The organism is Streptomyces spinoverrucosus (assembly GCF_006539505.1).
GTDB classification, from domain to species: Bacteria; Actinomycetota; Actinomycetes; order Streptomycetales; family Streptomycetaceae; genus Streptomyces; species Streptomyces spinoverrucosus.
Genome location: NZ_BJND01000032.1, coordinates 1 through 26533, shown reverse-complemented (window position 1 = coordinate 26533; position 26533 = coordinate 1). Strand labels below are relative to the sequence as shown.

Here is a 26533-nt window from a genome sequence, read left to right as displayed (position 1 = left end):
TCCAAGGTCTCAACACAGTCCCACGCCGCAGACCCAGGTTCGTACCAAAGCACCCCAGGGTAAGAATCCTGGCCCGGCCATAGCCCCCCGGCTCCGGCCACAGGCGGACTACCATCACCTCATGACCCGTGTACTGCTCGCCGAGGACGACGCCTCCATCTCGGAGCCACTGGCGCGCGCCCTGCGCCGGGAGGGTTACGAGGTCGAGGTGCGTGAGGACGGCCCCACCGCGCTCGACGCGGGCATCCAGGGCGGCGTCGACCTGGTCGTGCTGGACCTCGGACTGCCCGGTATGGACGGCCTGGAGGTGGCCCGCCGACTGCGTGCCGAAGGCCACACCGTGCCCATTCTCATCCTGACCGCGCGCGCCGACGAGGTGGACACCGTCGTCGGTCTGGACGCCGGCGCCGACGACTACGTCACCAAGCCGTTCCGCCTGGCCGAGCTGCTCGCCCGGGTCCGGGCCCTGCTGCGGCGCGGTGCCGCCGAGCCCCAGCAGCCGCCCGCCACGCACGGGGTGCGGATCGACGTGGAGTCGCACCGCGCCTGGATGGGCGACGAGGAGCTTCAGCTCACCGCCAAGGAGTTCGACCTGCTGCGGGTCCTGGTGCGGGACGCCGGGCGGGTCGTCACCCGCGACCAGCTGATGCGCGAGGTCTGGGACACCACCTGGTGGTCGTCCACCAAGACCCTCGACATGCACATCTCCTGGCTGCGCAAGAAGCTGGGCGACGACGCGGCGAACCCCCGCTACATCGCGACCGTCCGCGGCGTGGGCTTCCGCTTCGAGAAAAGCTAGCGCCGCGCCCCCGGCCGGGTGAGACGCGGGTAATACACGGGTAAGAGGACATGCGCCGCCGACTGATCCAGTCCACGCTCGCCGTGGTGCTCGTCGTGATCGCCGTCTTCGGCGTCTCCCTCGTCGTGGTCGAGACCAGGACGATCACCAACAGCGCCCAGGAGCGGGTGGAGTCCGAGGCGGTGCGGCTGGCCGGCATCGTCGACAGCCGGATCCTCGGCGACGAGGAGATCACCTCCGAGATACTCGTCGACCAGGTCGGCGACGACCGGTACGCCGTGGTCCACATCCCCGGCCAGCCGCCGATCGAGATCGGCCAGAAGCCGTCCGGCGACGTCATCGAGTCGACCCGGCGGGGCGAGGAGGGCGAGACGGTCACCGTCCAGGAGCCGCGCTCCTTGGTGACCCGGGAGGTCGGCCGGACGCTGCTGATCATCGGCGCGGTGGCGCTGATGGCGGTCGTCGCGGCCGTCCTGCTCGCGCTACGGCAGGCCAACCGCCTCGCCTCACCGCTCACCGACCTCGCCGAGACCGCCGAACGCCTCGGCTCCGGCGACCCACGGCCCCGCCACAAGCGGTACGGCGTCCCGGAACTGGACCGTGTCGCCGACGTCCTGGACTCCTCCGCCGAACGCATCGCCCGCATGCTCACCGCCGAGCGGCGCCTCGCCGCCGACGCCTCCCACCAGCTGCGCACCCCGCTCACCGCGCTGTCCATGCGGCTGGAGGAGATCACCCTCACCGACGATCCGGCCACCGTGAAGGAGGAGGCGACCATCGCGCTCGCGCAGGTGGAACGCCTCACGGACGTCGTCGAAAGGCTGCTGACCAACAGCCGCGACCCGCGCACCGGCTCCGCGGTCACCTTCGATCTCGACGAGGTGATCCAGCAGCAGCTCGCCGAGTGGCGCCCGGCCTATCGCCAGGCCGGGCGCGCGATCGTCAGCTCCGGCAAACGGCACCTGAAGGCGGTGGGCACGCCGGGCGCGGTCGCCCAGGTGCTGGCCGCGCTGATCGAGAACTCCCTGATGCACGGCGGCGGCACGGTCGCCCTGCGAACCCGCGTCACCGGCAACCAGGCGGTCATCGAGGTCACCGACGAGGGCCCCGGAGTCCCGGCCGACCTCGGCGCCCGTATCTTCGAGCGCGCGATCAGCGGCCGCAACTCGACCGGCATCGGCCTGGCCGTCGCCCGCGACCTGGCGGAGGCCGACGGGGGCCGCCTGGAGATGCTCCAGGCCATGCCGCCGGTCTTCGGGCTGTTCCTGTCGCGTACGCCGGTGAAGAAGTCGTCGGAGGACGAGCGGACGGTCCGGTAGCGCTGGGGGCAGAGGGGTACGCGCCCGGCGTCACACCCGGGCCCGCTGCGGCGGCCGTACCGGCTCCGGGGTCTCCAGGAACGATTCCGCGCTCGCCACGGCGTCCCGGGCGGGCAGCGCCCGGAAAACCCAGGTCCGGTAGGACCAGAACCGGAACAGCGTGGCGACGCCGATGCCGAGGAACTTGAAGATGTTGCTCTGCAGCGGGCTGTCCCAGCCGAAACCGTACGTCGCGGCGTACAGCACACCGTTCTCGATCACCAGACCGGCCGCGCTGAACAGCAGGAACAGCGTCAGTTCCTTCGTCCGGCCGCTCTTGTCGCGGTCGCGGTAGGTGAAGTAGCGGAAACCCACGTAATTGAAGGCGATCGCCACGACCGTCGCGATCACACTGGCGCGCACCACCTGGAGGTCGGTCACATGCCGTACCAGGTTGAACACGAGGAGGTTGACGAGGAGACCGGCGCCACCCACCGCACCGAACCTTGCGACCTCGTGCACGAGCCTACGCAGCCCTGAGGAACCATGTCCCATGGTCGTACAGGCCCCCAGTCGGTCGATGTCGTCAACCCCGCCATGCTAACCACCGCGCTTCTGTGATCGCCTGTGTATGGCGTCACGGCCGGCGTCACAGCTGTCGTTACGGCGTCGAAAGAGGTGGAAACCGGCCGACCTGGCGTGGCCGATACCCTGGGGGCGTGACGTTCCCGGTAGTCGGCATGGTCGGCGGGGGCCAGCTCGCGCGTATGACGCACGAGGCGGGTATCCCGTTGGGCATCAGGTTCAAGCTTCTCAGTGACACTCCGCAGGATTCCGCGGCGCAGGTGGTCAGCGATGTCGTGATCGGCGACTATCGCGACCTGGACACGCTGCGCGCCTTCGCACGCGGCTGCGACGTGATCACCTTCGATCACGAGCACGTACCCACCGAGCACCTACGCGCCCTGGAGGCGGACGGCATCCCCGTGCGCCCGGGGCCCGACGCGCTGGTGCACGCCCAGGACAAGGGCGTGATGCGCGCGAAGCTCGACGCGATCGGCGTGCCGTGCCCGCGCCACCGCATCGTGAGCGATCCGGCCGATGTGGCCGCATTCGCCGCCGAGGGTGAAGGCTTCCCCGTCGTGCTCAAGACCGTCCGCGGTGGCTACGACGGCAAGGGCGTGTGGGTGGTGAAGTCGGTCGAGGAGGCCGCCGAGCCGTTCCGCGCCGGTGTGCCCGTGCTCGCCGAGGAGAAGGTCGACTTCGTACGGGAGCTCGCGGCGAACGTCGTCCGCTCCCCGCACGGCCAGGCCGTCGCGTACCCGGTGGTTGAGTCGCAGCAGGTCAACGGCGTCTGCGACACGGTCATCGCCCCCGCCCCCGACCTCGACGAGGCCCTCGCCCTCCAGGCCGAGGAGATGGCCCTGCGCATCGCCAAGGAACTCGGCGTCGTCGGCCACCTCGCCGTCGAGCTGTTCCAGACCCGCGACGGCCGCATCCTCGTCAACGAGCTGGCGATGCGCCCGCACAACTCGGGCCACTGGACCCAGGACGGCGCGATCACGTCCCAGTTCGCCAACCACGTCCGGGCCGTCCTGGACCTCCCGCTCGGCGACCCGCGCCCGCGCGCCAAGTGGACGGTCATGGTCAACGTCCTCGGCGGCGACTACCCCGACATGTACTCCGCGTACCTGCACTGCATGGCCCGCGACCCCCAGCTGAAGATCCACATGTACGGCAAGGACGTGAAGCCCGGCCGCAAGGTCGGCCACGTCAACACCTACGGCGACGACCTCGACGACGTGCTGGAGCGCGCCCGTCACGCTGCCGGCTACCTGAGAGGCACGATCACCGAATGAGCCCCGTTGTTGGCATCGTCATGGGGTCGGACTCCGACTGGCCCGTCATGGAGGCCGCCGCCAAGGCGCTCGACGAGTTCGAGATCGCCTACGAGGTCGACGTCGTCTCCGCGCACCGGATGCCGCGCGAGATGATCACGTACGGCGAGCAGGCCGCGGACCGGGGACTGAAGGTGATCATCGCGGGTGCGGGCGGCGCCGCCCATCTGCCCGGCATGCTCGCGTCCGTGACCCCGCTGCCGGTGATCGGCGTCCCGGTTCCGCTGAAGTACCTCGACGGCATGGACTCGCTGCTGTCCATCGTGCAGATGCCGGCCGGTGTGCCGGTCGCCACGGTCTCGGTCGCCGGTGCCCGCAACGCCGGACTGCTCGCGGCCCGTATCCTCGCCGCCCACGACGAGGAACTCCTCGGCCGGATGCGGGACTTCCAGCAGGAGCTGAACGACCAGGCCGCCGAGAAGGGCAAGCGGCTGCGCGCCAAGGTCGAGGGCGCGGGCAGCGGCTTCGGCTTCGGGAAGTGACCGCGGTGAGCTCACTGGAGGCGGCACGGGAACTGCTGCGCGAGTTCCCGGTGGTCGACGGGCACAACGACCTGCCCTGGGCGCTGCGCGAGCAGGTCCGCTACGACCTCGACGCCCGGGACATCGCCGCCCCGCAGGGCGCCCACCTGCACACCGACCTCCCGCGGCTGCGCGAGGGCGGGGTCGGGGCGCAGTACTGGTCGGTGTACGTCCGCTCGGACCTGCCCGACGCGGTGCCCGCGACGCTGGAACAGATCGACTGCGTACGGCAGTTGCTCGCCCGGTACCCGGGCGACCTGGCGCCCGCCCGGACGGCCGCGGACATGGAGGCGGCGCGCGCGGAGGGCCGTATCGCCTCCCTCATGGGCGCCGAAGGCGGCCACTCCATCGCCAACTCCCTCGCCACGCTACGGGCGTTGTACGCGCTCGGCGTCCGCTACATGACCCTCACCCACAACGACAACATCGCGTGGGCGGACTCGGCGACGGACGAACCGAACGTCGGCGGCCTGTCGGCCTTCGGCCGTGAGGTGGTGCGGGAGATGAACCGCGAGGGCATGCTGGTCGACCTCTCGCACGTGGCCGCCACGACCATGCGGGACGCGCTGGACGCCACCGCCGCGCCGGTGATCTTCTCGCACTCCTCCGCCCGCGCGATCTGCGACCACCCGCGCAACATCCCCGACGACGTCCTGGAACGCCTGCCCGCCAACGGGGGCGTCGCCATGGTGACGTTCGTGCCGAAGTTCGTGCTCCAGGCCGCCGTCGACTGGACGGCCGAGGCGGACGACAACATGCGCGCCCACGGCTTCCACCACCTCGACACCACCGCCGAGGCGATGAAGGTGCACCGGGCCTTCGAGGAGCGCAACCCGCGCCCGGTCGCGACGGTGGCGACCGTCGCCGACCACCTCGACCACATGCGCGAGGTGACCGGCATCGACCACCTCGGGATCGGCGGCGATTACGACGGCACCGCGTTCACCCCCGAGGGCCTGAACGACGTCTCCGGTTACCCGAACCTGATCGCGGAGCTGCTCGACCGCGGCTGGTCCAGGTCCGACCTGGCCAAGCTGACCTGGCAGAACGCGGTGCGGGTGCTGGGCGCGGCGGAGGACGTGGCCCGCGACCTTCAGACCACGCGCGCACCGTCCAACGCCACCATCGAGTCGCTCGACGGGTGAGCGTCGAGGGCGGGGTAGTCGGTGTAGCCGGTCGCCCCGCCCACGTACATCAGGTAGCGGTCCCGTATCGGGTTCAGCGGTGCCCCGCGCCGCAGCCGGGTGACCAGGTCGGGATTGGCGAGGAACGGGCGGCCCAGGGCGACCAGTTCGGCGCCGGAGGCCAGCAGCCGCCGGGTACCGCGGTCGACGGCCTCGGTCGTCAGCTCGTCCAGCACCGGGTTGGCGACGAGCGTGCCCGGCCAGTCCGCGCGGATCCGCCGGTACACCGGCGAGTCCGGGTCGGCGAAGACGATGTGCAGATAGGCGAGGCCGAGTCCGCGCAACGCGCGCACGAGTTCCGGGTAGATGACCTCGGTCTCGCCCTCCTGGATCCCGTTGACGGTGTTGCCGGGGGAGACCCGCAGGCCCACCCGCTCGGGCCCGATCGCGTCGGCCACCGCCTCGACGACCTCCACCACGAACCGGATCCGCCGGGCGGCGGGGCCGCCGTAGGCGTCGGTGCGCCGGTTGACGTTGGCGGCGAGGAACTGGTGCAGCAGGTGGCCGTTGGCGGAGTGCACCTCGACGCCCTCGAAACCGGCGTCGACCGCGCCCCGCGCGGCGGCCGCGAAGTCGGCGGCGGTGGCGCGGATGTCCTCGGCGGTCATCTCCCGGGGGACCACGGAGGGCCGGTGGCCGCCGGGCGTGAAGATGGTCTCCGGGAGCGGCACCGGCGAGGGCGCGACGGGCGTGTGGCCGCTGGTCGCCGGGTGGCCGACCCGCCCGCCGTGCTGAAGCTGCAGGAACATCCGCCCGCCTGCCTTTCGGACGGCGTCCGTGACCTGCCGCCACCCGGCCACGTGCTCGGGGCGGTGGATGGCGGTGATGTTCGGGTACGTCTGCCCGACCGCGTTCGGCGTCGCGGCCTCGCCGATGATCAGCCCGGCGGAGGCGCGCTGGGCGTAGTACTCGGCCATCAGCGGGGTCGGGGTGCCGTCGGCGGCGGCGCGGTTGCGGGTGAGCGGGGCCATCACGAGGCGGTTGGGGAGGGCCAGCGGGCCCAGCTGGAAGGTGTCTGTCGGCTGCGTCATGCCCCGTAAGCTAAAACCTGACACTGATGTCAGAATCAAGCCCAGGGGTGGCGGAATGCGGATCGGTGAGCTGGCCCGGCGTACCGGCGTGAGCGAGCGGTCGCTGCGGTACTACGAGGCCCAAGGCCTGCTGCGGGCCGAGCGGACGCCCGGTGGGCACCGGGACTACGCGGAGGCGGCCGTCGACCGGGTCGTCCGGATCCAGGAGCTGTTCGCGGCCGGGCTGCACAGCAGCAGGATCGCCGAGCTGCTGCCCTGCATGCGCGACGCCGATGGCGGCCCCTCGGCCGTGGCCACGCCGAAGCTGGTCGCCGACCTCACCGAGGAGCGCGACCGGATCGACCGGATGATCGCGGACCTGGAGCGCTCGCGGGAAACCCTGGACGAGGTCATTGAGGCGGCCCGGGGTCGCTGAAGTGGCCCCGCCCCGTAGGCCGGGGGTCGGCTGAACTGGCCCCGCCCCGGATGCCCCGGGGTCGGCTGAACCGGCCCCGCCCCGGATGCCTCGGGGTCGGCTGAACCGGCCCTCGCCCTGGATGCCCCCGGGGTCGGCTGAACCGGCCCCACCCGCATGCCCCGGGGTGCGCTGACCACGCCCTCCCCTACCCCGAACGCCCCGCTCACCAGGAGCCCTTCGGTGGCCCGTGGGACGGTGACCGTACAGCGATCGCCCGCTCACGTACGGAGCCGCCATGGCCGATCTCCAGAACGACCTGCACACCCCCGGTGAGGTCGGCGAGCTCGACGACCTGTCCCTGGATCCCCCGATACCGGCGGAGCCGTACGCCCTCGTGGCCGATCCGGAGGCCGACCTGCTGGACCGGGCGCACGCCCTGCTCGCCGCCCACCCCGTCGCCGACGGCTACAGCGGGCTGCCGTGGGCACTGCGCCATCTGCCCTGGTACGACCTGGAGCTGGGGGAGATCGCCGTCGACACGGACGTCCCACGGATGCGTCAGGGCCACGTCGGCGCGCTGTTCTGCTCGCTGCACCTGCCCGAGGGGCTGGCCGCCGACCGGGCCGTCGCCGCGACCCTGGAGCAGCTGGACCTGGTCCGCACGGTGATCGTCAACCACCCCGAGGGCCTGCGCCTGGCGCGCACCGCCGGACAGGTCGTCGACGCCCGCAACTGCGGCCGTACCGCCGTGCTGCTAGGCCCGGCCACCGCCGCCGCGCTCGACGACTCCGTGAGCCTGCTGCGCGTCCTGCACGCCCTCGGCCTGCGCATCCTCACCCTCGCCGGCACCTCCTGGGCCAGCGAGGCCGGGCTGACCCGGTTCGGCGAGGAGGTCGTGCGCGAGATGAACCGCCTCGGTGTGCTCGCCGACCTCTCCGGCGCCTCCGAACGGACCACCGAACGCGTCCTCGCCGCCTCCAAAGCGCCCGTCCTGTGCACCCGCTCCGGCGCCCGCGGCCTGCGCCCCCACCCCGCCAACCTCCCCGACGACGTGCTGGCCGGGCTGGGCAAGGAGAGAGGGCTGTGCCTGGTGCCGCTGACGGCGGAGCAGACCGGGCCGACGGTCCGGGACGTCGCCGACCACCTCGACCACGTCCGCACCGTCGCCGGGCCCGGCTGCGTCGGCCTGTCCGGCACCTACGACGCCGGCTGCGCCCATCCGCAGGAGCTGACCGACGCCTCCTGCTACCCGCACCTCGTCGCCGAACTGCTGCGACGCGGCTGGTCGGAGACCGACCTGGCGCTGCTGACCTGGGGAAACGTCCAGCGCGTGCTGCGCACGGCGGACGTCACCGCCCGGGCGGCCCAGGAACGCCGCGAGCCGTCGACGGCACGGATCGCGGAGCTGGACGGATGAGGGGGAGAGGCGATGTCTGGATGTCTTTGATGTCAGTCGTGCTCGATCCGGCAGAGGCAGAACGGATGCCCCGCCGGGTCGGCGTACACCCGGAAGTCCTTGGTCTCGTAGTCCTCCGCGTCCAGCACCCGCGCCCCCAGCCCCAGCACCCGCTTCTCGGCCATGTCCACCTGCTCCCAGGTGGACCCGGCGTCGAGGTCGATGTGGAACTGCTGCGCGTTGCGGTCGGCGCGCGGCCACTCCGGCGGCGTGTAGCCGTCCACGCGCTGGAAGGACAGCCGCGGACCGCCGGGGACCAGCAGGACGACCCAGTCGACGTCCGCGTCGTCCGGGGTGCCGCCCACGATCTCGGCGTAGAAGCGGGCGAGCGCCCGCGGGTCGGGGCAGTCGAGGACGACGGAACGCAAACGTGCCACGGGTGCCATGGCGATACCTCCCGGCTCAGCAGGCGCACAGGCAGAACGGGTGCCCCGCCGGACCCGCGTACACACGCCGCCTGCGTGAGCGGTCCGCGGCGCCCGACGCCCGGGCGCCCCGCACCGGCACGCCCGCCTCGGCCGCGTCCAGGTCCTCGACCGTTGAGGTCGGCCCGGATGGTCGGTCCGGATGAGAGACGCGGCGGTACCGGGCGAACGGCGCCGGAGGGGCGGGCCCGTGGTGCAGAATGCGTGAAGACGCCGGTTCGGCCGACTGAGCCTCGGCCGAACCGGCGTCGCCCCGACAGCTATGCGGTGGGACGGCCCATCGCGCGGTACGTCCACCCGGCCCGCCGCCACAGCTCCGGCTCGAGCGCGTTGCGGCCGTCCAGGATGACGCGGGACTTCACGACCTCGCCCAGCGCGGCCGGGTCCAGCTCACGGAACTCCCGCCACTCGGTCAGGTGCAGTACGACGTCGGCGCCCCGCACCGCCGCCTGCGCGGAGTCGGCGTACCCCAGCGTCGGGAAGAGCCGCCGGGCGTTGGCCATGCCCTTCGGGTCGTACACCGTCACCTGGCCGCCCTGGAGGTGGATCTGCCCGGCGACGTTCAGCGCGGGCGAGTCACGGACGTCGTCGGAGTCGGGCTTGAACGCGGCGCCGAGCACGGCCACCCGCTTGCCCAGGAAGGACCCGCTGCCGAGCGCCTCCCGCGCCATCTCCACCATCTGCCCGCGCCGCCGCATGTTGATCGAGTCGATCTCGCGCAGGAAGGTCAGCGCCTGATCGGAGCCCAGCTCACCGGCGCGCGCCATGAACGCCCGGATGTCCTTCGGCAGACAGCCGCCGCCGAAGCCGATCCCGGCCCGCAGGAACTTCTTGCCGATCCGGTCGTCGTACCCGATCGCCTCCGCCAGCTTCACCACGTCGCCGCCCGCGGCCTCGCACACCTCCGCCATGGCGTTGATGAAGGAGATCTTGGTGGCGAGGAAGGAGTTCGCCGAGGTCTTCACCAGCTCGGCGGTCGGGAAGTCGGTCACCACGAACGGCGACCCCTCGGCGACCGGCGTCGTGTACACCTCGCGCAGCAGCTTCTCGGCCCGGTCGCTGCGCACGCCGACCACGATCCGGTCCGGGCGCAGGGTGTCCTGCACGGCGAAGCCCTCGCGCAGGAACTCCGGGTTCCAGGCCAGCTCGGCGTCCGCGCCGGCGGGCGCGTGCTCGGCCAGGTAGGCGGCGAGGCGGTCGGCGGAGCCGACGGGCACGGTCGACTTGCCGACGACCAGCGCGGGGCCGGTCAGATGCGGCGCGAGGGAGGCGAACGCGGAGTCGACGTAGGACATGTCGCAGGCGTACTCGCCGTGCTTCTGCGGGGTGTTCACACAGACGAAGTGCACATCGCCGAACGCCGCCACCTCGGCGTAGTCCGTGGTGAACCGCAGCCGACCGCTGGACCCCTCGATCCCGGCGACATGCTTGCGCAGCAGCTCCTCGAGGCCCGGCTCGTACATCGGGACCTCGCCCCGCCGGAGCATCTCGACCTTCTCCGGGACCACGTCGAGCCCCAGCACCTCGAACCCGAGTTCGGCCATGGCCGCGGCGTGGGTCGCGCCGAGATAACCGGTACCGATCACGGTGATCTTGAGGGCCATGGGGACTCCACTGGGTAGCGTCTGTAGTGCGGGGCCGAGCATAGCCGTCGGTCCCGACGGGCAACTTTCCCGCTGTCGTCAAGCTCACGTACCCCGGGGCGTGGGCGGACCCCTAAAATTTGGGTTACTTAACGGTAATTAGCGCCAGCAGCATCACAGCGTCTTCCTTGGAGCGTGAGAGACCTTGGCCGGATCGGCTGACTTCGACCTGTACCGCCCGTCCGAGGAGCACGAGATGCTCCGCGACACCGTTCGCGCGCTGGCCGAGGCGAAGATCGCGCCGTTCGCCGCCGCGGTGGACGAGGAGGCCCGCTTCCCGCAGGAGGCGCTGGACGCGCTGGTCGCCAACGACCTGCACGCGGTGCACGTACCCGAGTCGTACGGCGGCGCGGGCGCGGACGCGCTGGCCACGGTGATCGTCATCGAGGAGGTGGCGCGCGTGTGTGCCTCCTCCTCCCTCATCCCCGCGGTGAACAAGCTGGGCTCGCTCCCGGTGATCCTCTCCGGCTCCGAGGACCTGAAGAAGAAGTACATGACCCCGCTCGCCAAGGGCGACGGCATGTTCTCGTACTGCCTCTCCGAGCCGGACGCCGGTTCCGACGCGGCCGGCATGAAGACGAAGGCGGTCCGCGACGGCGACCACTACGTCCTGAACGGCGTGAAGCGCTGGATCACCAACGCGGGCGTCTCCGAGTACTACACGGTCATGGCGGTCACGGACCCGTCGAAGCGCTCGAAGGGCATCTCCGCCTTCGTCGTCGAGAAGTCGGACGAGGGCGTCTCCTTCGGCGCCCCCGAGAAGAAGCTCGGCATCAAGGGCTCCCCGACCCGCGAGGTCTACCTGGACAACGTCCGCATCCCCGCCGACCGCATGATCGGCGAGGAGGGCACCGGCTTCGCCACGGCGATGAAGACCCTGGACCACACCCGCATCACCATCGCGGCCCAGGCCCTCGGCATCGCCCAGGGGGCGTTGGACTACGCGAAGGGCTACGTCCAGGAGCGCAAGCAGTTCGGCAAGCCGATCGCCGACTTCCAGGGCATCCAGTTCATGCTCGCCGACATGGCCATGAAGATCTCGGCCGCCCGCGCCCTGACCTACCAGGCCGCCGCCGCCTCCGAGCGCGGCGACGCCGACCTCACCTACCTGGGCGCCGCGGCCAAGTGCTTCGCATCGGACGTGGCGATGGAGGTGACGACGGACGCGGTCCAGCTCCTCGGCGGCTACGGCTACACGCGCGACTATCCGGTGGAGCGGATGATGCGCGACGCCAAGATCACCCAGATCTACGAGGGCACGAACCAGGTCCAGCGAATCGTGATGGCCCGGAACCTGCCGTAGTAGCAGGTCCGTAGCCATTCGGCGTACCGCCACATCAGCCCCCGGAGCGATTCCGGGGGCTTTTGTCGTCTTGCGGACGTTTCATTGCCTTTGCCTGGCGCGTCATTCGCGGGGAATTGTTCATGTCCGCCCGATGGCGCGTGGGGGCGGAGAGGCGTACGACGGAAGGGCATGGGGTCCGACCACGGACCCCCTCCCACCCCCCAGGAGGAGCCATGACCCAGCCCGGAACCATGACCGCGATGAGCAAGGCGATGCAGGACTGCGTCCAGGCCTGCATGTCCTGCCACTCCGTGTGCGAGGAGACCATGAGCTCCTGCATGCAGATGGGCGGGCAGGCCCAGATGCAGATCATGCGGGCGCTGATGGACTGTTCCGAGACGACCCGCATGTGCGCGGACATGATGATGCGCCGCTCGCCGATGTCGGCCGAGATGTGCGCGATGTGCGCCAAGGCGTGCGACATGTGCGCCGAGGCGTGTATGTCCATGCCGGACGACGCGCAGATGATGCGCTGCGCCGAGGCCTGTCGCCGCTGCGCCGAGATGTGCCGCGCGGTGGCCTGAACCCCGCCGACGGGCCCTGGCGTCGCTCAGAGCAGCGGCGCCAGGGCCCGTTCCAGGTCGGCCGGTTCACGGAAGTGGACGGTCGCCATACCGAGCGCGGCCGCCGCTCGAACGTTCTCCAGGGTGTCGTCCACGAACAGGCACCGTTCGAGCGGTACGCCCGCCAGGTCGGCGGCGATGCGGTAGATCCGCGGATCCGGCTTGACCAGCCCGACCCGGGCGCTGCTGACGACGTGGTCGGCGAGGTCGGACAGACCGAGCGAGTCGAGGTCGGCCTCCAGGGTCACGGAGGCGTTGCTGACCAGGACCAGCGGCATCAGCGCCCGGGCCCGGCGCAGTAGCGACACCACCGTCTCGTCGGCGTGGAAGGGCGCCTCGGCGAGCGCGGTGGCCAGTTCGTACGCCACCGGCTGCGGCGCGAGCCCGGCGAAGCCGGCCACGATCGCCTCGACCCACTCCCGCATGTCGATCCGGCCCAGCATCAACGGCAGGTCGGTCTCGGGCGCGAACGCCACCTTCATCGTGATGCCCTCGGCCAGCCCGGCGGCCCGCTCCAGGGCGGTCACCTCGGAGGCGTCGTAGAAGCGGATCACGTTGTCGACATCGCAGAGCACCGCGTCGAAGGGCCGCCGCCCCGCGGGCTCAGTCACCCGAGACCGTGACCTTCTCGTCGTTCTTCAACTGCTCGACGAGCGTCTTCACCTTGTCCTTGTCCCACAGGAGGTTGCCGCCGGAGCTGCCCGCCAGGGGCATGTTCATGGACGTGCCGTCGCCGCCGCTGACGCCCTTCATCGCCCAGAACATGTCGGCCAGGTCGAACAGGCCCATGTCCTTGTCGACGATGAGGGAGTCCAGGCCGGCACCCATGGTCGGGTACAGCTTGAACGGGTTGAGGATCGTGCCCGGCGTGGCCACCTGGCCGGCGAGCGCGGAGAGGAACTTCTGCTGGTTCTTCGTACGGTCCAGGTCGGAACCGGCCAACGCGTACCGGGTGCGCACGAAGGCGAGGGCCTGCTCGCCGTTGAGGACCTGCTTGCCCTTCTTCAGGTCCGCGCCCGACTTTGAGTCCTTGATGTCCTGCGGGATGTCCATCTCGACACCGCCGACCGCGTCCACGATGTTCGCGAAACCGGCGAAACCGATCTCGACGTAGTGGTCGATGCGCAGTCCGGTGTTGAACTCGACGGTACGGACCAGCAGTTCGGGCCCGTCCTCGGCGTACGCGGCGTTCAGCTTCACATGCCGACCCGTGCCCTGGTACGTCTTGCCGGACTCCGAGCCGACGAACGTCGGTATCTCCACGTCCGAGTCGCGCGGCAGCGAGACCAGCGTCGAGCCGTTGCTCCCGGTGTGCAGGATCATCATCGAGTCCGTGCGCTTGCCCTCGGCGGACCCGGTGTGCAGTTCCTTCTTCTGCTCGTCGGTCATGCCCTCACGGCTGTCGGAGCCGACGATGAGGTAGTTCGTGCCCTCGCCCGCCTCCGGCCGGTCGATCACCTTCGACAGGTCGACCTCGCGGTTGAGCTTGGAGTCGGCCCAGAAGTAGGTGCCGACGAGGGTGACGACCAGCACGGTCACCACCGTGATCGACGTCACCTTGATACGGCGCCGCCAGTTCGGCGCGGGCCGCGGCGCACGCCCGCCATAGCCGTCGCCGTAGCCGGGCCCGCCGGGACCCCGGCCGCCCGGAGTGCCGTAGACCTGGCCGGTGTTGTAACCGCTGTCGTAACCGTCGTATCCCTGTCCGTCGACGTACGACGGCTGCTGCGGGACTCCGTACGGCGGTGCCCCCTGGCCGCCGCCGGGCGGTGCCGCCGGGCCGCGCCGCACCTGGCGCATCACGCGGGCGCCTTCGGGCTGCGCGCCTGCGCTGCCGCGTCCGTACCTGGTGCCGCGGTTGTCGTCGGACCATCCCTGGGGCCAGTCATTCATGCGCCCCAGTGTGCAGGGCGGGGATGTGTGCCTTACAAGGTTCGGCGGAAAATCACAGCGCGGCTGTTGCCAAGCTGACACAAATTCCACAGCCTCCACCTCGGCATAAGGTGGAGGCCATGACAGACCAGGCCAGCGCCCCGGAGCCGGAGACCCCGGACACTCCGGACACCCCGGACATCCCGGGTAAGCCCACCTCCGCGTCCCGGACCACTCTCAGCCACATCATGACCCACAGCGACACGAACCTGCTGGGCACCGTGCACGGCGGTGTGATCATGAAGCTGGTCGACGACGCGGCGGGCGCGGTGGCCGGCCGGCACAGCGGCGGCCCCGCCGTCACCGCGTCCATGGACGAGATGGCGTTCCTGGAGCCGGTCCGCGTCGGTGACCTGGTCCACGTCAAGGCCCAGGTCAACTGGACCGGCCGGACCTCGATGGAGGTCGGCGTCCGGGTTCTTGCCGAACGCTGGAACGAGTCCACCCCGCCCACCCAGGTCGGCTCCGCCTACCTCGTCTTCGCCGCGGTCGACGCCGACGGCAAGCCCCGCCAAGTCCCGCCGGTCATACCGGAGACGGAGCGCGACAAGCGCCGCTACCAGGAGGCCCAGATCCGCCGCACCCACCGGCTGGCCCGCCGCCGGGCGATCATGGAACTGCGGGAGAAGCGGGCGGCGGAGGGGTTCGAGGACTGACAGGAGCCGAGGGCTGACCGGAGCTGACGAGCGCGTGGGGTTTCGTCGACCGACGCGGCGCTACGAGCACTTCACCTCATCCCCCCGCACCACCCCGAACTCCCCCTCCCGCACATCCGTCGCCTTCACCTTCCGTACCTGCCGGTAGTCCGTCCCGACGATCACCTTCAGCGTCGGCCCCTGCCCCTTGACCGGTCGCAGCTCGCTGCCGGGCAGGGCTGCCGCGAGGGACCTCGCGGAGCGGTCCCAGCGGGGGTCGTAGGCGACGACCGTCCGGCGTACGGACTGGGTCGTGGCGTTCGTCGGCCGGCGGGTGGTGCGGAAGCCCGTGGCCGCCAGGGCGGCGTCCGCGCGGCGGCCGAGGCCGGGGGTCTTCGTGCCGTTCTGCACCTGGACGCGGATCTGCTGGGGTGCCACCTCGACGCGCACCGACGTGTCCCTGGGGCGGCCCGCGGCCAGCGGCTTGTCGTCGCGGAGGGCCTGGAAGAGGCGGCCGGACCTGACGGGGTCCCACTTCAGCGTCGAGCCGATGCCCTTCACGGCGTATCCCATCCGGCCGATGGGGACCGTCGCGAACTCCGAGGAGGACGGGGAGAAGTTGCGCATCGCTCGGGCCAGGTCCAGCAGTTCCTCCGTGCCGAAGCCCTTGTCCGCGCGGACGGAGCCCAGCACCGCCCGCGTCACGTCCCGGAACTTCATCGGGTTCAGCAGCACCCCGGACGACGTCGACTGCTCGATCAGCGCGGCCAGGAAGTGCTGCTGGCGCTGCATCCGGCCGAGGTCGGACGCCCCGTCGACGTACCGGGCGCGGACGTATTGGAGTGCCTGGCCGCCTGTGAGCTTGTGTGTGCCGGCGGGGAGGTGCAGGCCGGTGTGGGAGTCCTTCAGCGGGCGGGCCGTGCAGATCTTCACGCCGCCGAGGACGTCCACGGTGCGCATGAAGCTGGTGAAGTCGATCTCCAGATAGTGGTCGATTTTTACCCGTGTCATGTGCTCGACCGTTCGCACGGTGAGCTGCGGTCCGCCCTCCGAGTACGCCGCGTTCAGCTTGACCGGATGCGCCGCGTGCCGCTTGCCGGTGGTGTGGTCGACGTGTGCGGGCAGCTCGGCGTAGGAGTCGCGCGGCAGGCTCACCACGCTGGCCCGCTCCCGGTCCTCCGAGATGTGCACGATCATGATCGTGTCCGTGCAGTGGCAGGGCGCCCCACCCAGGCGGTACTTGCGCCGCTCGGCCTCGGAGATCTTGTCCCGGCCGTCGGTGCCGACCAGCAGGACGTTCATGCCGTGCCCGCCGCGCGGCCGGTTCTTCATGTCCCGGAACGGGTCGACCCGGGAGATGCCCGCGTCCAGGCTGCTGACCACCGCGTGCCCGATCCCGGCGGAGGCGAGGATCACCACGGAAAGTGTGGTGATCGCCCGCATGGCCCAACGCGGCTTCTTCCGCCGTACGGGCGGACGCATCACGGGGCGGGGTTGCGGGCGGCGCTGCGGCCGGGCAGGGGACCGAGGCGGCGAGGCGGGCATGGGAAAACCTCCGCTGGAGCGGGCGCTGCGGTCGTACGTGGGATCATGAGCACCGTAGGCCCATACGATCTGTGGACCGGTGCACCGCCCCGGGCGGGCGTCTCGCTGTCGCCCGTTCGCGGTAACGTGAGGGCCCTATGAACGCCAATCCCGACGTGCAGTTCCCCGCCGTGTCCGTGATCATGCCCGTCCTCAACGAGGAGCGGCATCTGCGCGGCGCCGTCCACGCGATCCTCGCCCAGGAGTACGCCGGCGAGATGGAGGTCGTGATCGCCCTCGGCCCGTCCACGGACCGCACGGACGAGATCGCCGCCGAGCTGGTCGCCGAGGACCCCCGGGTGCACACGGTGCCTAACCCGACCGGCCGGACGCCCGCCGCGCTGAACGCGGCGATCAAGGCCTCCCGGCACCCGATCGTGGTCCGCGTCGACGGCCACGGCATGCTCTCCCCGAACTACATCGCGACCGCCGTACGGCTCCTGGAGGAGACCGGCGCGCAGAACGTAGGCGGCATCATGCACGCCGAGGGCGAGAACGACTGGGAGCACGCCGTCGCCGCCGCGATGACCTCGAAGATCGGCGTCGGGAACGCCGCGTTCCACACCGGGGGACAGGCGGGACCCGCCGAGACCGTGTACCTCGGCGTCTTCCGCCGCGCGGCCCTCGAACAACAGGGCGGCTACAACGAGGAGTTCATCCGCGCCCAGGACTGGGAGCTGAACTTCCGGATCCGTGAGGCGGGCGGGCTGATCTGGTTCTCGCCCGAGCTGAAGGTGTCGTACCGCCCGCGGCCCAGCGTGAAGGCGCTGGCCAAGCAGTACAAGGACTACGGCCGTTGGCGGCACGTCGTCGCCCGCTACCACGCCGGGTCCATCAATTTGCGCTACCTCGCCCCGCCGACCGCCGTGTGCGCGATCGCGGCCGGTCTGGTCGTGGGCGCCGCGCTGACGCCGTGGGGGTTCGTGATCCCCGGCGGCTATCTGGCGGCGATCGCCCTCGGCTCCGTACCGGCGGGCAAGGGGCTGCCGCTGAAGGCCCGGCTGCAGATCCCCGTCGCCCTCGCCACGATGCACATGTCGTGGGGGTACGGCTTCCTGACCAGCCCCAGGTCCCTGGCGAGGCGGGTCATCGCGTCCCGGCGGCCGGCGGTGCGGGACTCCGCCACCGCGTGAGACTCCGGCAGGGGCGTGCCACCGGGCACGCCCCTGCCGCGTTCTACCAGCGGTAGGGCGCGTACACGTCCATGCACTGGCTGCTGTCCGACCCGTTGATCGCGCCCGCCGACTCCGGCACGTCCCCGGCCTTCGGCGGCGTCTGCTTCGGATACGTCGTCCCGGTGCGCCAGTCGGCGCCCACGAGGAGCGTGACCCCGGTGACATCGGTCGACTTCTGCACCGAACTCAGCGGTATCCCGAGGGACTTGGCGACCCGCTGGGCGTCGCCCTCCAGTTCGGCGCTCGGGTAGCGGACGACCGTCTTCTCCATGGACAGCCCGCTCGTCGTGTCCGCCGCCGCCCGCGCGAAGCCCTTCTCCACCAGCACCCCGGCGACCGTGCTCGCCCGTCCGTCGACCGGGCCCTCGGCGTCGGACCGGGTGGCGTTCTGCACCAGGACACCGATCTCGGCGTCGGCGGCGGCGGGGTCGCCGGAGGCCTCCTTGTTCTTGTCCGTGCTCTCGGGCTTCTTCGAGGACGGCTTGCCGTTCTTGTCGAAGGCCACGTCGTCCCGGACCATCGCCCAGATCTTCTCGGCGTCCGCCCCGGCCGGCACCAGATGGTTGGCGTTCTGCGGGTCGGTGTCCGTCGGCATGGTCGTCATGGTGATGCGGTTCGTCGGCACCGTCTTCAGCTGCATGGCGAGGTCGTACAGCTGCTTGACCGAGCCGATCTCCTCGGAGACCTTCAGCGCCTTCGTGGCCGTCTCGGCGAGGTTCATCAGCCGCCCGGTGTCCGTGAAGACGTCCTGCTGCTTCAGGGTGCGGATCATCGAGTTCATGTACATGTGCTGGGCCTGGGCCCGGCCCACGTCGCTGTAGAAGGCGTGCCGGGTGCGCAGCCACTGCAGCGCTTCCTTGCCCTGCACCTTCTGCTTGCCCTTCTTCAGCTTCAGGCCGGAGCCGCCGGGCACGCCGGGCAGCGGGCGGTCCCACACGTTCTGTTTCACACAGACCTCGACGCCTCCGACCGCGTCGGCCATGCTCACCACACCCGCGAAGTCGATCATCATCCAGTGGTCGATGTAGACCCCGGTGAGGTTCTCCCAGGTGGTCAGCGTGCAGCCGGCGCCGCCACGGGCGAGGGACTCGTTGATGATCCGGTTGGTCGCCGGGTACGTCTCGCCGGTCTCCGGGTCCGTGCACGCGGGTATGTCGACCCGGGTGTCACGCGGAATGCTCACCACCGACGCGTTCTTGCGGTCCGCGGAGAGGTGGACCAGCATCTGCACGTCCGCGAGCGGCTTGCTGCCGACGCTGCTCTTGGAGCCGCCGAGTTCCAGGTTCTGGGCCGAGTTCCGGCTGTCGGAGCCGATCAGCAGGATGTTCAGCGGCGTCTGCCCGGCCGCGTTCGGCTGCGGCTTCTCGGCCTTGGAGTCACCGCCGCTGCGCCGGCCGGTCTCCAGATTGTCGTTGAGGTGCCGATAGTAGAGATAGCCCGTGCCCGCGGTCCCAAGTATCACCACCGACAGCACCGTCGCAGACCAGCGCAGCACACGTCGTCTGCGCGGCCGCCGTGCGGTGCCGCGGCGCCCCCCGCGCCGTCCACCGCCACCGTGCCGCCCGTGGCGGCCCGCCGTGTCCCTGGCCTCCTCGGTTCGCGTGGCGACGGACGTCACGTCCTTCACCGCCGGCGCGTCCCCGCGCACACCGCTCTGCGCCACAGCCTGCCCTCCCACCCCTGCGCCTGCTCACACGGGTCCACCCCGCGACAAGTCAGACGCTTGAGGGACCCGTTGGGTTACCCCCCAATTCACTACGTGCTACTTGGCGCACTCGACCTTGTCCGCCGTGGACTTCTCGACGCCCTCCGGCACCTTCGTGGGAGCCGTGAGCGACACACCGGCGCCCTTGAAGTCCTTGCCGAGCGTCAGCGTCATCGTGGGCAGGCCCTGGGAGTTCTCCACGCTCTCGCCGGGCTTCATCGCGGACCCGGACAGGCCCATGATGGCGGCCAGGCTGCGGGCCTGGTCGGCCTGCTCGGGCGCGTACTCCAAGGTGGTCTTGCTCAGTTCCTCGTCCGCGTTGCCCGCGTTCTCGGACTTCGTCACACCCTCGTCGTTCTGCAGCCAGTTGAGGGTCTCCTGGGCGCTGCCCGACGGGGCGCCGCCGTTGAAGATCCGCACCCGCACCTCGGACGGGTCGGCCTTGCTGCCCTTGAGCCGGGCGGCCACCGCGGCCGCCTCCTTCGCCTTCTGCTCCTTGACCTCGGTGAAGGAGACGTCCTCCTTGATCATCTGGAAGACCTGGGGTGCCGTCGTCGGATTGGGCACGACCGTGGCCTTCACCGTCTCGGCCGGGTTGTCGATGACCGGCACGGTGGTGAACGTCAGGTTCTTGGTGTTGAGCTTGCCCAGCTCCAGACCGAGGTCCTTGAGCTTGCCGATGCTGTCCAGCTGCGAGTCGACGGTCAGCGCCTTGGTGCCCGCCTCGGCCAGCTTCAGCATCTTCGACGGGTTGGTGAGCGTGTCGTTCGACTTCAGCTTGCGCATCAGCGCGCTGAGGAACTGCTGCTGGAGGTTGATCCGGCTCAGATCGCCGCCGGTGCCGACGGAGTGCCGGGTGCGGACGAAGGCCAGCGCCTGCTCGCCCTCGATGGTGTGCGGGCCGGCCGGGAGGTTGAGCTTGGAGTCCGGGTCGTCGATGTCCTTGGCCAGGCACACCTCGACGCCGCCCACCGCCGTGGTCAGCGTCTTCACCGCGTTGAAGTCGGCGACCATGAAGTTGTCCGGCGTGATCCCGGTCAGCTCGGTGACCGTGCGCATGGTGCAGGACGGCGTACGACCGTCCTGGCCGAGGCTGGTGTTGAAGCGGACGCCCTGCGAGCCGGGGATGACCTTCTGGCTGCCGTCCTCCTGCGTGGTCGGGCAGTCCGGGACGTCCACGATCAGGTCGCGCGGGATGCTGAGCGCGGTCGCGTTGGAGCGGTCCTTGGAGACGTGCAGCAGGATCGTGGTGTCCGCGTGTCCGGGGCTGCCCGCGTCGCCGTAGGACTCGTTGCCCGCGCCGGTGCGCTTGTCGGTGCCGATCAGCAGGATGTTGATGGCCTTGTCCTTCTGGAAGCCACCGGTGCTGGCGCCGTCGTCGGGGGCCGAGGTGATGTTGTCGTTGAGGTGCTCGATGTAGAGGTATCCGGCACCCGCCGCCGCGAGCAGGACGAAGGCCATGGTGCCGCCGGTCCACAGCACGGCCTTCTTGGCCTTCGACTTCTTCGCGGGACGGCGGCTGCGTCGACCCGGCGGGGGTTCGGCGGGCGCACCGCGGCGCCTGCGCTGGGCCGGGACCTCACGGCCCGGGGCGTCCTGCTTCTCACGGCCGGGGCCCGACGTACGGGCGCGGGGTCCGCCACCGGAGCCGCGGGAGCCTGCTCTGCGCGGGCCGGGAACCGTCGACTGCGGTGCGGAAGGGCTCAGTCGCAGTTCGTATTCGCCGGTGTTCGGATTGAGTACCCACTGGTCTGCGGGGTCGATGTTCTCCGCCCGCCCACGGCCTTGCGCGTCCACGGTTGTCTGAATCCTCCGTCGGGGCCACGCGGCGCCTTCCCCCTCGAGGCGCTCGGTCTCGTACAAACCACGTACACAGTGCGCGACCCCGGAAAAGGACTGCGTGGCCGGGGGCCGGGTGCACCGAAGCGCTCACACTATCCGGCCAGTTCAGCGTCGAGCGACGACGGTGACAAATTCCACGTCCCTACAACTGGGCAATCCGCCCATTTCCTTGAACGAAAGTTCGCCGACTTGGTGCGCGCTTTACCGGCAGCCGTCCTCGGCGGCGGTCTTCCCGCTGAACGTGGGCGCGGGGGAAACGGGGGACAGGATGGAATCGGCGTACTCCCCGTAACCGAACGACTGCGAATCCGCACCCCCGTTGCCCTCGCCGGCGCTTTCACCGAAATCCAGCACGGTCTTCCCCGAGACCTGCACCGGTGCGTCGGCACGCAACCGCTCGAAGAGCCGCCGGGCTTCGGGCTCCATCAACTGGTCGCGATTGGCATCGCGGGCATACGACTCCCGCGGCACCGTCAGGAACTGCACACGCTCCGTGGGAATGTCCCGCAGCCCACGGACAAGGTCGTACAAACCACGCAGACTTGCCAGCCCCGGGTCCGTGGTGAGCGACGACGTGGCCGCGTCCAGGACGGGGTACAGCTTCACGGGATTCAGCAGTACGTCGCTGCCGCGCAGCTTCTGCACCAGCGCCGCGAGGAATTGCTGCTGGCGCTCCATCCGGTCGGTGTCGCTGCCGTCGCCGAGGGACTTGCGGGCGCGGACGTAGCCGAGGGCCTGCTCGCCGTCGAGCGTTACGGGGCCCGCGGGCAGCCGCAGCTTGGCCTCCTTGTCGACGATCGGCTCGGCCACACAGATCCGTACGCCGCCGACCGCGTCGACCAGCTTCTTGAACCCGCTGAAGTCGACGACCGCATGATGGTCGATCCGGATGTCCGTCATCCGCTCGACGGTCCGGATCGTGCAGGCCGAACCGCCCTTCTCGAAGGCGTAGTTGAACATCGCGAACGCCGGAGCGGTGCGGCTGCCGTCCGGGCGCCGGCAGCTCGGGACGTCCACCATGAGGTCGCGGGGGATCGAGACGGCGGTGGCGCTGCGGCGCCCGGCCGACAGATGCAACAGGATGGTGGTGTCGGACCGCTCGGTCCCCGAGTCCCGCCCGTACTTGCGGTTGCCCGCACCGGCCCGTGAGTCCGAGCCGATGAGCAGGATGTTCTGCGCGCCCCGCACCAGCGCGGTGGGCCGCTCCCGCTCGTAGCGCGCGAGCTCGGCGGCCGCGGCCTCGTCGGGCGTGATGTTCCCGTCGAGCTTGGCGTACACGATCCACCCGGCGGCCAGCGCACCCGCGACCAACACCGCGACCCCCGCCGTGCCGCCCCGTATCCAGCGCCGCCGGCGCCGTCGTATGAGCCCGTCACCGGTCGCCGACACCCCGCCGCCCGGCCCGAGAACCACCGCCGGCGTGTTGTCGTCCGGACCCCCGGATGGCAGGCCTGCGGTGTCCCTCACGACGGAATCCACCCCTCATGGAGTCTTGTGAGACTGCTCCTACGACCATGACGCGGATGGGGTGGGGGCGCGGGTGGGGGTGGGCTGAACGGGTGACGTCTGCTGGTGCGCTCTGCTGGTGACGTCGGCTGGTGGCGTCTGCTGGCGCCGTCTGCTAACGGGCCGTCGCCGTGACGCGCTCGGCCTCGATCCGCTTGGCCAGGGACTCCCCGTCCAGCCGGTCCAGGTTCCGGCACAGCACCACGGAGCCCCCGATGGCGAGCGGCGCGTACAGCCCGGCGCTGAGGCCCTCCCAGGTGTCGTACGGCAGTGCGGACAGGATCCGCGAGCCGGGCCCCGTCAGGTCCAGCCCCGGCGCTTCGGCCGCCGCCCGCTCCACGACCTCCGCCCCGGTGTACTCCGCCCCGGCCACGATCAGCGCGGGCGCCTCCGGGTCCACCGGCGCGTACGGCGCGAACCGGTCGCCGTGACTGGGCACGTCCACGGCGTAGTCGGCGTACCCCTCCGGCGGCGACGGGAAGCGCCGCCCCAGCGGTGCCAGCGACAGCGCGTACCGCTCGCCGCGGCAGGCGAGCCCGTCCTCGAAGCGGCCGGGGCCGGCCACCACGAAGTCCGCCCGCGCCGGATCGCCGTCCATGTCCGCGAGCACCCCCACCGACGAACAGGCCAGCAGCCACACCGCCGTCTGCCAGTGCGCGGGCAGCAGCAGCGCGACCCGGTCGCCGGGCTCGGCCGACAGTCCGTCCTGGATCAGGTTGGCGGTCTTGGCCACCCAATTGGCGAAGGTGGCCACGGACAATTCGACCCGTTCTCCGGTGGCGTCGTCGTAGAACGTGACCAGGGGGCGCGCGGGGTCCGCGGCGAGCGCGGAACGCAGCAGGTCGGCAGGGGTGCGATCGGTGGCGTTCACCTGCGCAAGCGTACGCGCGCGGCCGGGCGCGCATCGAGTGGCGGGGCCACCGGTTCGGGCGAATCCGCCCCGACGGCCCGTCAATTCCCCGATGGACAGATTTATGTGGCTATGCCCAGTATCAGGAGCATGCGTGGATTCCTTGCTTCCTCCATCGGCGTGACCTGCGCCGCAGCCCTCGCCCTACCGCTGACCCTGCCCGCGACCACGGCGACCGCGTTACCGGCAGCGAGCGCGGGGGCCGGGACGAAGGCCGCCGACCCGTCCGCCCAGCCGGGTATCTCCGGCAGCACCCAGTCGCTTCCGCTGGTCCCTCTAGCCGATGAGCGTGCCGCGGGCGCGCCCGGCGCGCAGGGCCTGCCCCGCCAGGACGTACGGCGGTTCTCGCTCGTCGGCGTCGTCTGGGACGACCCGGACACCGAACTCCACGGCCGCGTCCAGGTCCGTACCCGCGCGGCCGGTACCGGCGCCTGGTCCGGCTGGCAGGACGTCGAGACCCACAACGCCGACCACGGCCCCGACCCGGGCACCCCCGAAGACTCCTCCGGTCGCCGCCGTGGCGCCACGGCGCCTTTGTGGGTGGGGGACTCCGACGGCGTGGAGGTACGGGTCCTGCCCGAGGCCTCCTCGCGTACGCCTGCCCCGCTCCCGTCCGGCCTCCGCCTCGAACTCGTGGACCCCGGCCGCGCGGACACCGGCGCGAGCACCGCCCGCGGCACCGACGACGATCCTCCGCTCACCGGTCCCCTCAACGCCGAGACGACCGCCGCCTCGCAGGCCAACGCCCTGCTCGCGCCGCTCGGCGCCACCGAGATCCCGGAGCTGGGCCGGGCGGACACCGAGGACGAGCTGTTCGTGCTGCGTGCCCCCGAGATGACGGCGGAGCAGCTGGCCAAGCCGTACATCGGCCCCCGCCCGGGCATCACCACCCGGCACGGCTGGGGCGCCGACGAGAAACTGCGCGAGAAGGAGTTCCTCTACACGAAGCACGTCAAGGCGGCCTTCGTGCACCACACCGCCACCGGGAACAACTACACCTGCGCACAGGCGCCGTCCGTCATCCGCAGTATTTACCGCTACCACGTGGTGAGCATGGGCTGGCGGGACATCGGCTACAACTTCCTCGTCGACAAGTGCGGAAAGATCTACGAGGGGCGCGCCGGGGGCGTGGCGGAGCCGGTCATGGGGGCGCACACCCTCGGTTTCAACCACGACAGCATGGGGGTCGCCGTTCTCGGCACGTTCAACTCCACCTCACCGCCCACGAAGTCGGTAAAGGCCATCGGGCAGTTGACGGCCTGGAAGCTGGGCCTCTTCGGGGGCGATCCGGGGGGCAAGACATCTCTGAAGTCCGGGGGTGGCAACCTCTACAAAAAGGGTACGAACGTACGACTGAATGTGATCTCCGGCCACAAGGACGGTTTCCTGACGGACTGCCCAGGACAGCTCCTGTACGGCAAGCTCGGATCCGTCCGGTCGGATGCGTCACGCCTCCAGGGGCGGCCCTGAGGGTTCGAAGAGGGGGGCTTTCGGTGAGGGCGTACTGCCGTCGAAGGCACCGGACAACGGTCTGCATACACTGGCCGGCCGAAAGACAGTTCGGCCGGTCCTGGCAGGAAGCAGAGACGACAGGTGACAGAAGCGATCCTCCTGGTCGGCGGCAAGGGCACTCGGTTGCGCCCGCTCACGGTGCACACGCCCAAGCCCATGGTCAGGGCGGCGGGGGTGCCGTTCCTCACGCATCAGCTGGCGCGGGCGAGGGCGGCGGGCGTGGAGCACATCGTGCTCGCCACGTCCTATCTGGCGGAGGTCTTCGAGCCGTACTTCGGGGACGGCTCGTCGCTGGGGCTGCACATCGAGTACGTCACGGAGGATGAGCCGCTCGGCACGGGCGGGGCGATCCGGAACGTGGCGTCGCGGCTGCACTCCGGGCCTGACGATCCGGTACTCGTCTTCAACGGGGACATTCTGACGGGGCTGGACATCAGGGCGTTGGTGCGGACGCACGAGACGACGGGGGCGGATGTCTCCCTGCATCTGACGCAGGTGACGGACCCTCGGGCGTACGGGCTGGTGCCGACGGACGAGACGGGGCGGGTGACGGCGTTCCTTGAGAAGCCGCAGACGCCGGAGGAGATCGTCACCGATCAGATCAACGCGGGGGCGTACGTCTTCCGGCGGTCGGTCATCGACACGATTCCCGGGGGCAGGCCGGTGTCGGTGGAACGCGAGACCTTCCCGGATCTGCTGTCGGCGGGGGCGCATCTGCAGGGGATGGTCGACTCCACGTACTGGCTGGACCTGGGCACGCCGGCGGCGTTCGTGCGGGGCTCGGCGGATCTGGTGCTGGGGCGGGCGCCGTCTCCGGCGGTGCCGGGGCGTTGTGGTGACCGGCTGGTCCTGCCCACGGCGAGGGTGGCGCCGGACGCGAAACTGGCCGGCGGCACGGTGGTGGGCGAGGGGGCGTTCGTGGCGGAGGGCGCGCGGGTGTTCGGCAGCACGATCCTGCCGGGGGCGGTGATCGAGCCCGGCGCCGTGATCACCGACTCCCTCATCGGCACCCGGGCGCGCGTCGGGCAGCGCTCCATACTGACCGGCACGGTCATCGGCGACGGGGCGGTGGTCGGGCCGGACAACGAACTCCGGGAGGGCGCGCGGGTGTGGTGCGATGCGCGGATTCCGGGGGGTGCGGTGCGGTTCTCGTCGGATCAGTAGGGGCCGGG

At 70.7% G+C, this 26533-nt stretch carries 24 protein-coding genes; 13 read left to right on the top strand and 11 right to left on the bottom strand.

Annotated elements, in window-relative coordinates; genetic code table 11:
• Positions 1-121: 121 nt before the first annotated feature.
• A complete protein-coding gene (locus SSP24_RS21985; protein ID WP_141311399.1) occupies positions 122-799 on the top strand; it encodes a response regulator transcription factor in 678 nt (225 codons plus the stop codon).
• A 50-nt stretch (positions 800-849) separates the two neighbouring features.
• Positions 850-2118, top strand: coding sequence for a sensor histidine kinase (locus SSP24_RS21980; protein ID WP_141311398.1), 1269 nt, complete (start codon positions 850-852; stop codon positions 2116-2118).
• A gap of 30 nt (positions 2119-2148) precedes the next feature.
• Here the strand turns inward: SSP24_RS21980 and SSP24_RS21975 are convergent, their stop codons facing one another.
• Positions 2149-2652 carry a GtrA family protein gene (locus SSP24_RS21975; protein WP_141311397.1) on the bottom strand — a complete coding sequence of 168 codons (504 nt, stop codon included), beginning with the start codon at positions 2650-2652 and terminating at the stop codon, positions 2149-2151.
• 164 nt (positions 2653-2816) lie between these two features.
• Here SSP24_RS21975 and SSP24_RS21970 point away from each other — a divergent pair, with 164 nt between their 5' ends.
• From SSP24_RS21970 to SSP24_RS21960, 3 genes are read left to right on the top strand one after another with little or no spacing between them, the layout of a single operon-like run.
• Entirely contained in the window at positions 2817-3956 is a 1140-nt protein-coding gene (locus SSP24_RS21970; protein WP_141311396.1) for a 5-(carboxyamino)imidazole ribonucleotide synthase, read from the top strand.
• On the top strand, positions 3953-4477 hold the full coding sequence (gene purE, locus SSP24_RS21965) for a 5-(carboxyamino)imidazole ribonucleotide mutase (RefSeq protein WP_141311395.1): 525 nt from the start codon (positions 3953-3955) through the stop codon (positions 4475-4477). Before SSP24_RS21970 ends, purE begins: the two co-directional genes overlap by 4 nt.
• On the top strand, positions 4474-5661 hold the full coding sequence (locus tag SSP24_RS21960; RefSeq protein WP_141311394.1) for a dipeptidase: 1188 nt from the start codon (positions 4474-4476) through the stop codon (positions 5659-5661). The genes purE and SSP24_RS21960 overlap by 4 nt, the downstream gene beginning before the upstream one ends.
• Here the strand turns inward: SSP24_RS21960 and SSP24_RS21955 are convergent.
• Positions 5610-6731, bottom strand: a complete 1122-nt coding sequence (locus SSP24_RS21955; protein ID WP_141311393.1) for an oxidoreductase — start codon at positions 6729-6731, stop codon at positions 5610-5612. The two genes, SSP24_RS21960 and SSP24_RS21955, sit on opposite strands and share 52 nt — an antisense overlap.
• A 55-nt stretch (positions 6732-6786) precedes the next feature.
• Between SSP24_RS21955 and SSP24_RS21950 the strand changes: the two genes are divergently transcribed.
• Both SSP24_RS21950 and SSP24_RS21945 read left to right on the top strand, forming a co-directional pair.
• Positions 6787-7146: a MerR family transcriptional regulator gene (locus SSP24_RS21950; protein WP_141311392.1), complete on the top strand. Its 360-nt coding sequence runs from the start codon at positions 6787-6789 to the stop codon at positions 7144-7146.
• Positions 7147-7423: 277 nt separating this feature from the next.
• A complete protein-coding gene (locus tag SSP24_RS21945) occupies positions 7424-8545 on the top strand; it encodes a dipeptidase (RefSeq protein WP_141311391.1) in 1122 nt (373 codons plus the stop codon).
• 32 nt (positions 8546-8577) lie between these two features.
• Here SSP24_RS21945 and SSP24_RS21940 read toward each other — a convergent pair whose 3' ends face one another.
• Complete coding sequence (locus SSP24_RS21940) at positions 8578-8970, bottom strand: VOC family protein (RefSeq protein ID WP_141311390.1); 393 nt, start codon at positions 8968-8970, stop codon at positions 8578-8580.
• A gap of 299 nt (positions 8971-9269) precedes the next feature.
• Positions 9270-10613 (bottom strand): UDP-glucose dehydrogenase family protein, encoded by a 1344-nt coding sequence (locus SSP24_RS21930; protein ID WP_141311389.1) that lies wholly within the window; start codon positions 10611-10613, stop codon positions 9270-9272.
• 184 nt (positions 10614-10797) lie between these two features.
• Here SSP24_RS21930 and SSP24_RS21925 point away from each other — a divergent pair, with 184 nt between their 5' ends.
• A complete protein-coding gene (locus tag SSP24_RS21925; RefSeq protein WP_141311388.1) occupies positions 10798-11955 on the top strand; it encodes an acyl-CoA dehydrogenase in 1158 nt (385 codons plus the stop codon).
• A gap of 215 nt (positions 11956-12170) precedes the next feature.
• Complete coding sequence (locus SSP24_RS21920) at positions 12171-12521, top strand: four-helix bundle copper-binding protein (RefSeq protein WP_141311387.1); 351 nt, start codon at positions 12171-12173, stop codon at positions 12519-12521.
• A gap of 26 nt (positions 12522-12547) precedes the next feature.
• Here the strand turns inward: SSP24_RS21920 and SSP24_RS21915 are convergent, their stop codons facing one another.
• Together SSP24_RS21915 and SSP24_RS21910 are read right to left on the bottom strand one after the other, a co-directional pair.
• Positions 12548-13171 carry an HAD family hydrolase gene (locus tag SSP24_RS21915; protein WP_141311386.1) on the bottom strand — a complete coding sequence of 208 codons (624 nt, stop codon included), beginning with the start codon at positions 13169-13171 and terminating at the stop codon, positions 12548-12550.
• On the bottom strand, positions 13164-14453 hold the full coding sequence (locus SSP24_RS21910) for an LCP family protein (RefSeq protein WP_141311385.1): 1290 nt from the start codon (positions 14451-14453) through the stop codon (positions 13164-13166). The genes SSP24_RS21915 and SSP24_RS21910 overlap by 8 nt, the downstream gene beginning before the upstream one ends.
• A gap of 119 nt (positions 14454-14572) precedes the next feature.
• Here SSP24_RS21910 and SSP24_RS21905 point away from each other — a divergent pair, with 119 nt between their 5' ends.
• Positions 14573-15148, top strand: a complete 576-nt coding sequence (locus SSP24_RS21905) for an acyl-CoA thioesterase (RefSeq protein WP_141311384.1) — start codon at positions 14573-14575, stop codon at positions 15146-15148.
• A gap of 60 nt (positions 15149-15208) precedes the next feature.
• Here the strand turns inward: SSP24_RS21905 and SSP24_RS21900 are convergent, their stop codons facing one another.
• Positions 15209-16672 carry an LCP family protein gene (locus SSP24_RS21900; RefSeq protein WP_141311383.1) on the bottom strand — a complete coding sequence of 488 codons (1464 nt, stop codon included), beginning with the start codon at positions 16670-16672 and terminating at the stop codon, positions 15209-15211.
• Positions 16673-16809: 137 nt separating this feature from the next.
• Here SSP24_RS21900 and SSP24_RS21895 point away from each other — a divergent pair, with 137 nt between their 5' ends.
• Positions 16810-17844, top strand: a complete 1035-nt coding sequence (locus SSP24_RS21895) for a glycosyltransferase family 2 protein (RefSeq protein ID WP_141311382.1) — start codon at positions 16810-16812, stop codon at positions 17842-17844.
• A gap of 43 nt (positions 17845-17887) precedes the next feature.
• Here the strand turns inward: SSP24_RS21895 and SSP24_RS21890 are convergent, their stop codons facing one another.
• The 4 genes from SSP24_RS21890 to SSP24_RS21875 form a co-directional block, all read right to left on the bottom strand.
• Positions 17888-19549 (bottom strand): LCP family protein, encoded by a 1662-nt coding sequence (locus tag SSP24_RS21890; protein WP_141311381.1) that lies wholly within the window; start codon positions 19547-19549, stop codon positions 17888-17890.
• A 99-nt stretch (positions 19550-19648) separates the two neighbouring features.
• Positions 19649-21388 (bottom strand): LCP family protein, encoded by a 1740-nt coding sequence (locus SSP24_RS21885; RefSeq protein ID WP_141311380.1) that lies wholly within the window; start codon positions 21386-21388, stop codon positions 19649-19651.
• 246 nt (positions 21389-21634) lie between these two features.
• Entirely contained in the window at positions 21635-22900 is a 1266-nt protein-coding gene (locus tag SSP24_RS21880; protein WP_141311379.1) for an LCP family protein, read from the bottom strand.
• A gap of 154 nt (positions 22901-23054) precedes the next feature.
• Complete coding sequence (locus SSP24_RS21875; protein WP_141311378.1) at positions 23055-23810, bottom strand: TIGR03089 family protein; 756 nt, start codon at positions 23808-23810, stop codon at positions 23055-23057.
• A 129-nt stretch (positions 23811-23939) separates the two neighbouring features.
• Between SSP24_RS21875 and SSP24_RS21870 the strand changes: the two genes are divergently transcribed.
• Positions 23940-25319 carry a peptidoglycan recognition protein family protein gene (locus tag SSP24_RS21870; RefSeq protein ID WP_229865769.1) on the top strand — a complete coding sequence of 460 codons (1380 nt, stop codon included), beginning with the start codon at positions 23940-23942 and terminating at the stop codon, positions 25317-25319.
• A 123-nt stretch (positions 25320-25442) separates the two neighbouring features.
• Positions 25443-26525, top strand: a complete 1083-nt coding sequence (manB, locus tag SSP24_RS21865) for a mannose-1-phosphate guanylyltransferase (RefSeq protein ID WP_141311376.1) — start codon at positions 25443-25445, stop codon at positions 26523-26525.
• The last annotated feature ends 8 nt before the right edge of the window (positions 26526-26533 follow it).

Excerpts from the sequence above, each read along its gene's own strand:
- SSP24_RS21985 (WP_141311399.1), top strand. The coding sequence starts at position 122 with ATGACCCGTGTACTGCTCGCCGAGGACGACGCCTCCATCTCGGAGCCA.
- SSP24_RS21980 (WP_141311398.1), top strand. The coding sequence starts at position 850 with ATGCGCCGCCGACTGATCCAGTCCACGCTCGCCGTGGTGCTCGTCGTG.
- SSP24_RS21975 (WP_141311397.1), bottom strand. The coding sequence starts at position 2,652 with ATGGGACATGGTTCCTCAGGGCTGCGTAGGCTCGTGCACGAGGTCGCA.
- purE (WP_141311395.1), top strand. The coding sequence starts at position 3,953 with ATGAGCCCCGTTGTTGGCATCGTCATGGGGTCGGACTCCGACTGGCCC.
- SSP24_RS21955 (WP_141311393.1), bottom strand. The coding sequence starts at position 6,731 with ATGACGCAGCCGACAGACACCTTCCAGCTGGGCCCGCTGGCCCTCCCC.
- SSP24_RS21950 (WP_141311392.1), top strand. The coding sequence starts at position 6,787 with ATGCGGATCGGTGAGCTGGCCCGGCGTACCGGCGTGAGCGAGCGGTCG.
- SSP24_RS21945 (WP_141311391.1), top strand. The coding sequence starts at position 7,424 with ATGGCCGATCTCCAGAACGACCTGCACACCCCCGGTGAGGTCGGCGAG.
- SSP24_RS21940 (WP_141311390.1), bottom strand. The coding sequence starts at position 8,970 with ATGGCACCCGTGGCACGTTTGCGTTCCGTCGTCCTCGACTGCCCCGAC.
- SSP24_RS21930 (WP_141311389.1), bottom strand. The coding sequence starts at position 10,613 with ATGGCCCTCAAGATCACCGTGATCGGTACCGGTTATCTCGGCGCGACC.
- SSP24_RS21920 (WP_141311387.1), top strand. The coding sequence starts at position 12,171 with ATGACCCAGCCCGGAACCATGACCGCGATGAGCAAGGCGATGCAGGAC.
- SSP24_RS21910 (WP_141311385.1), bottom strand. The coding sequence starts at position 14,453 with ATGAATGACTGGCCCCAGGGATGGTCCGACGACAACCGCGGCACCAGG.
- SSP24_RS21905 (WP_141311384.1), top strand. The coding sequence starts at position 14,573 with ATGACAGACCAGGCCAGCGCCCCGGAGCCGGAGACCCCGGACACTCCG.
- SSP24_RS21900 (WP_141311383.1), bottom strand. The coding sequence starts at position 16,672 with ATGCCCGCCTCGCCGCCTCGGTCCCCTGCCCGGCCGCAGCGCCGCCCG.
- SSP24_RS21895 (WP_141311382.1), top strand. The coding sequence starts at position 16,810 with ATGAACGCCAATCCCGACGTGCAGTTCCCCGCCGTGTCCGTGATCATG.
- SSP24_RS21870 (WP_229865769.1), top strand. The coding sequence starts at position 23,940 with ATGCGTGGATTCCTTGCTTCCTCCATCGGCGTGACCTGCGCCGCAGCC.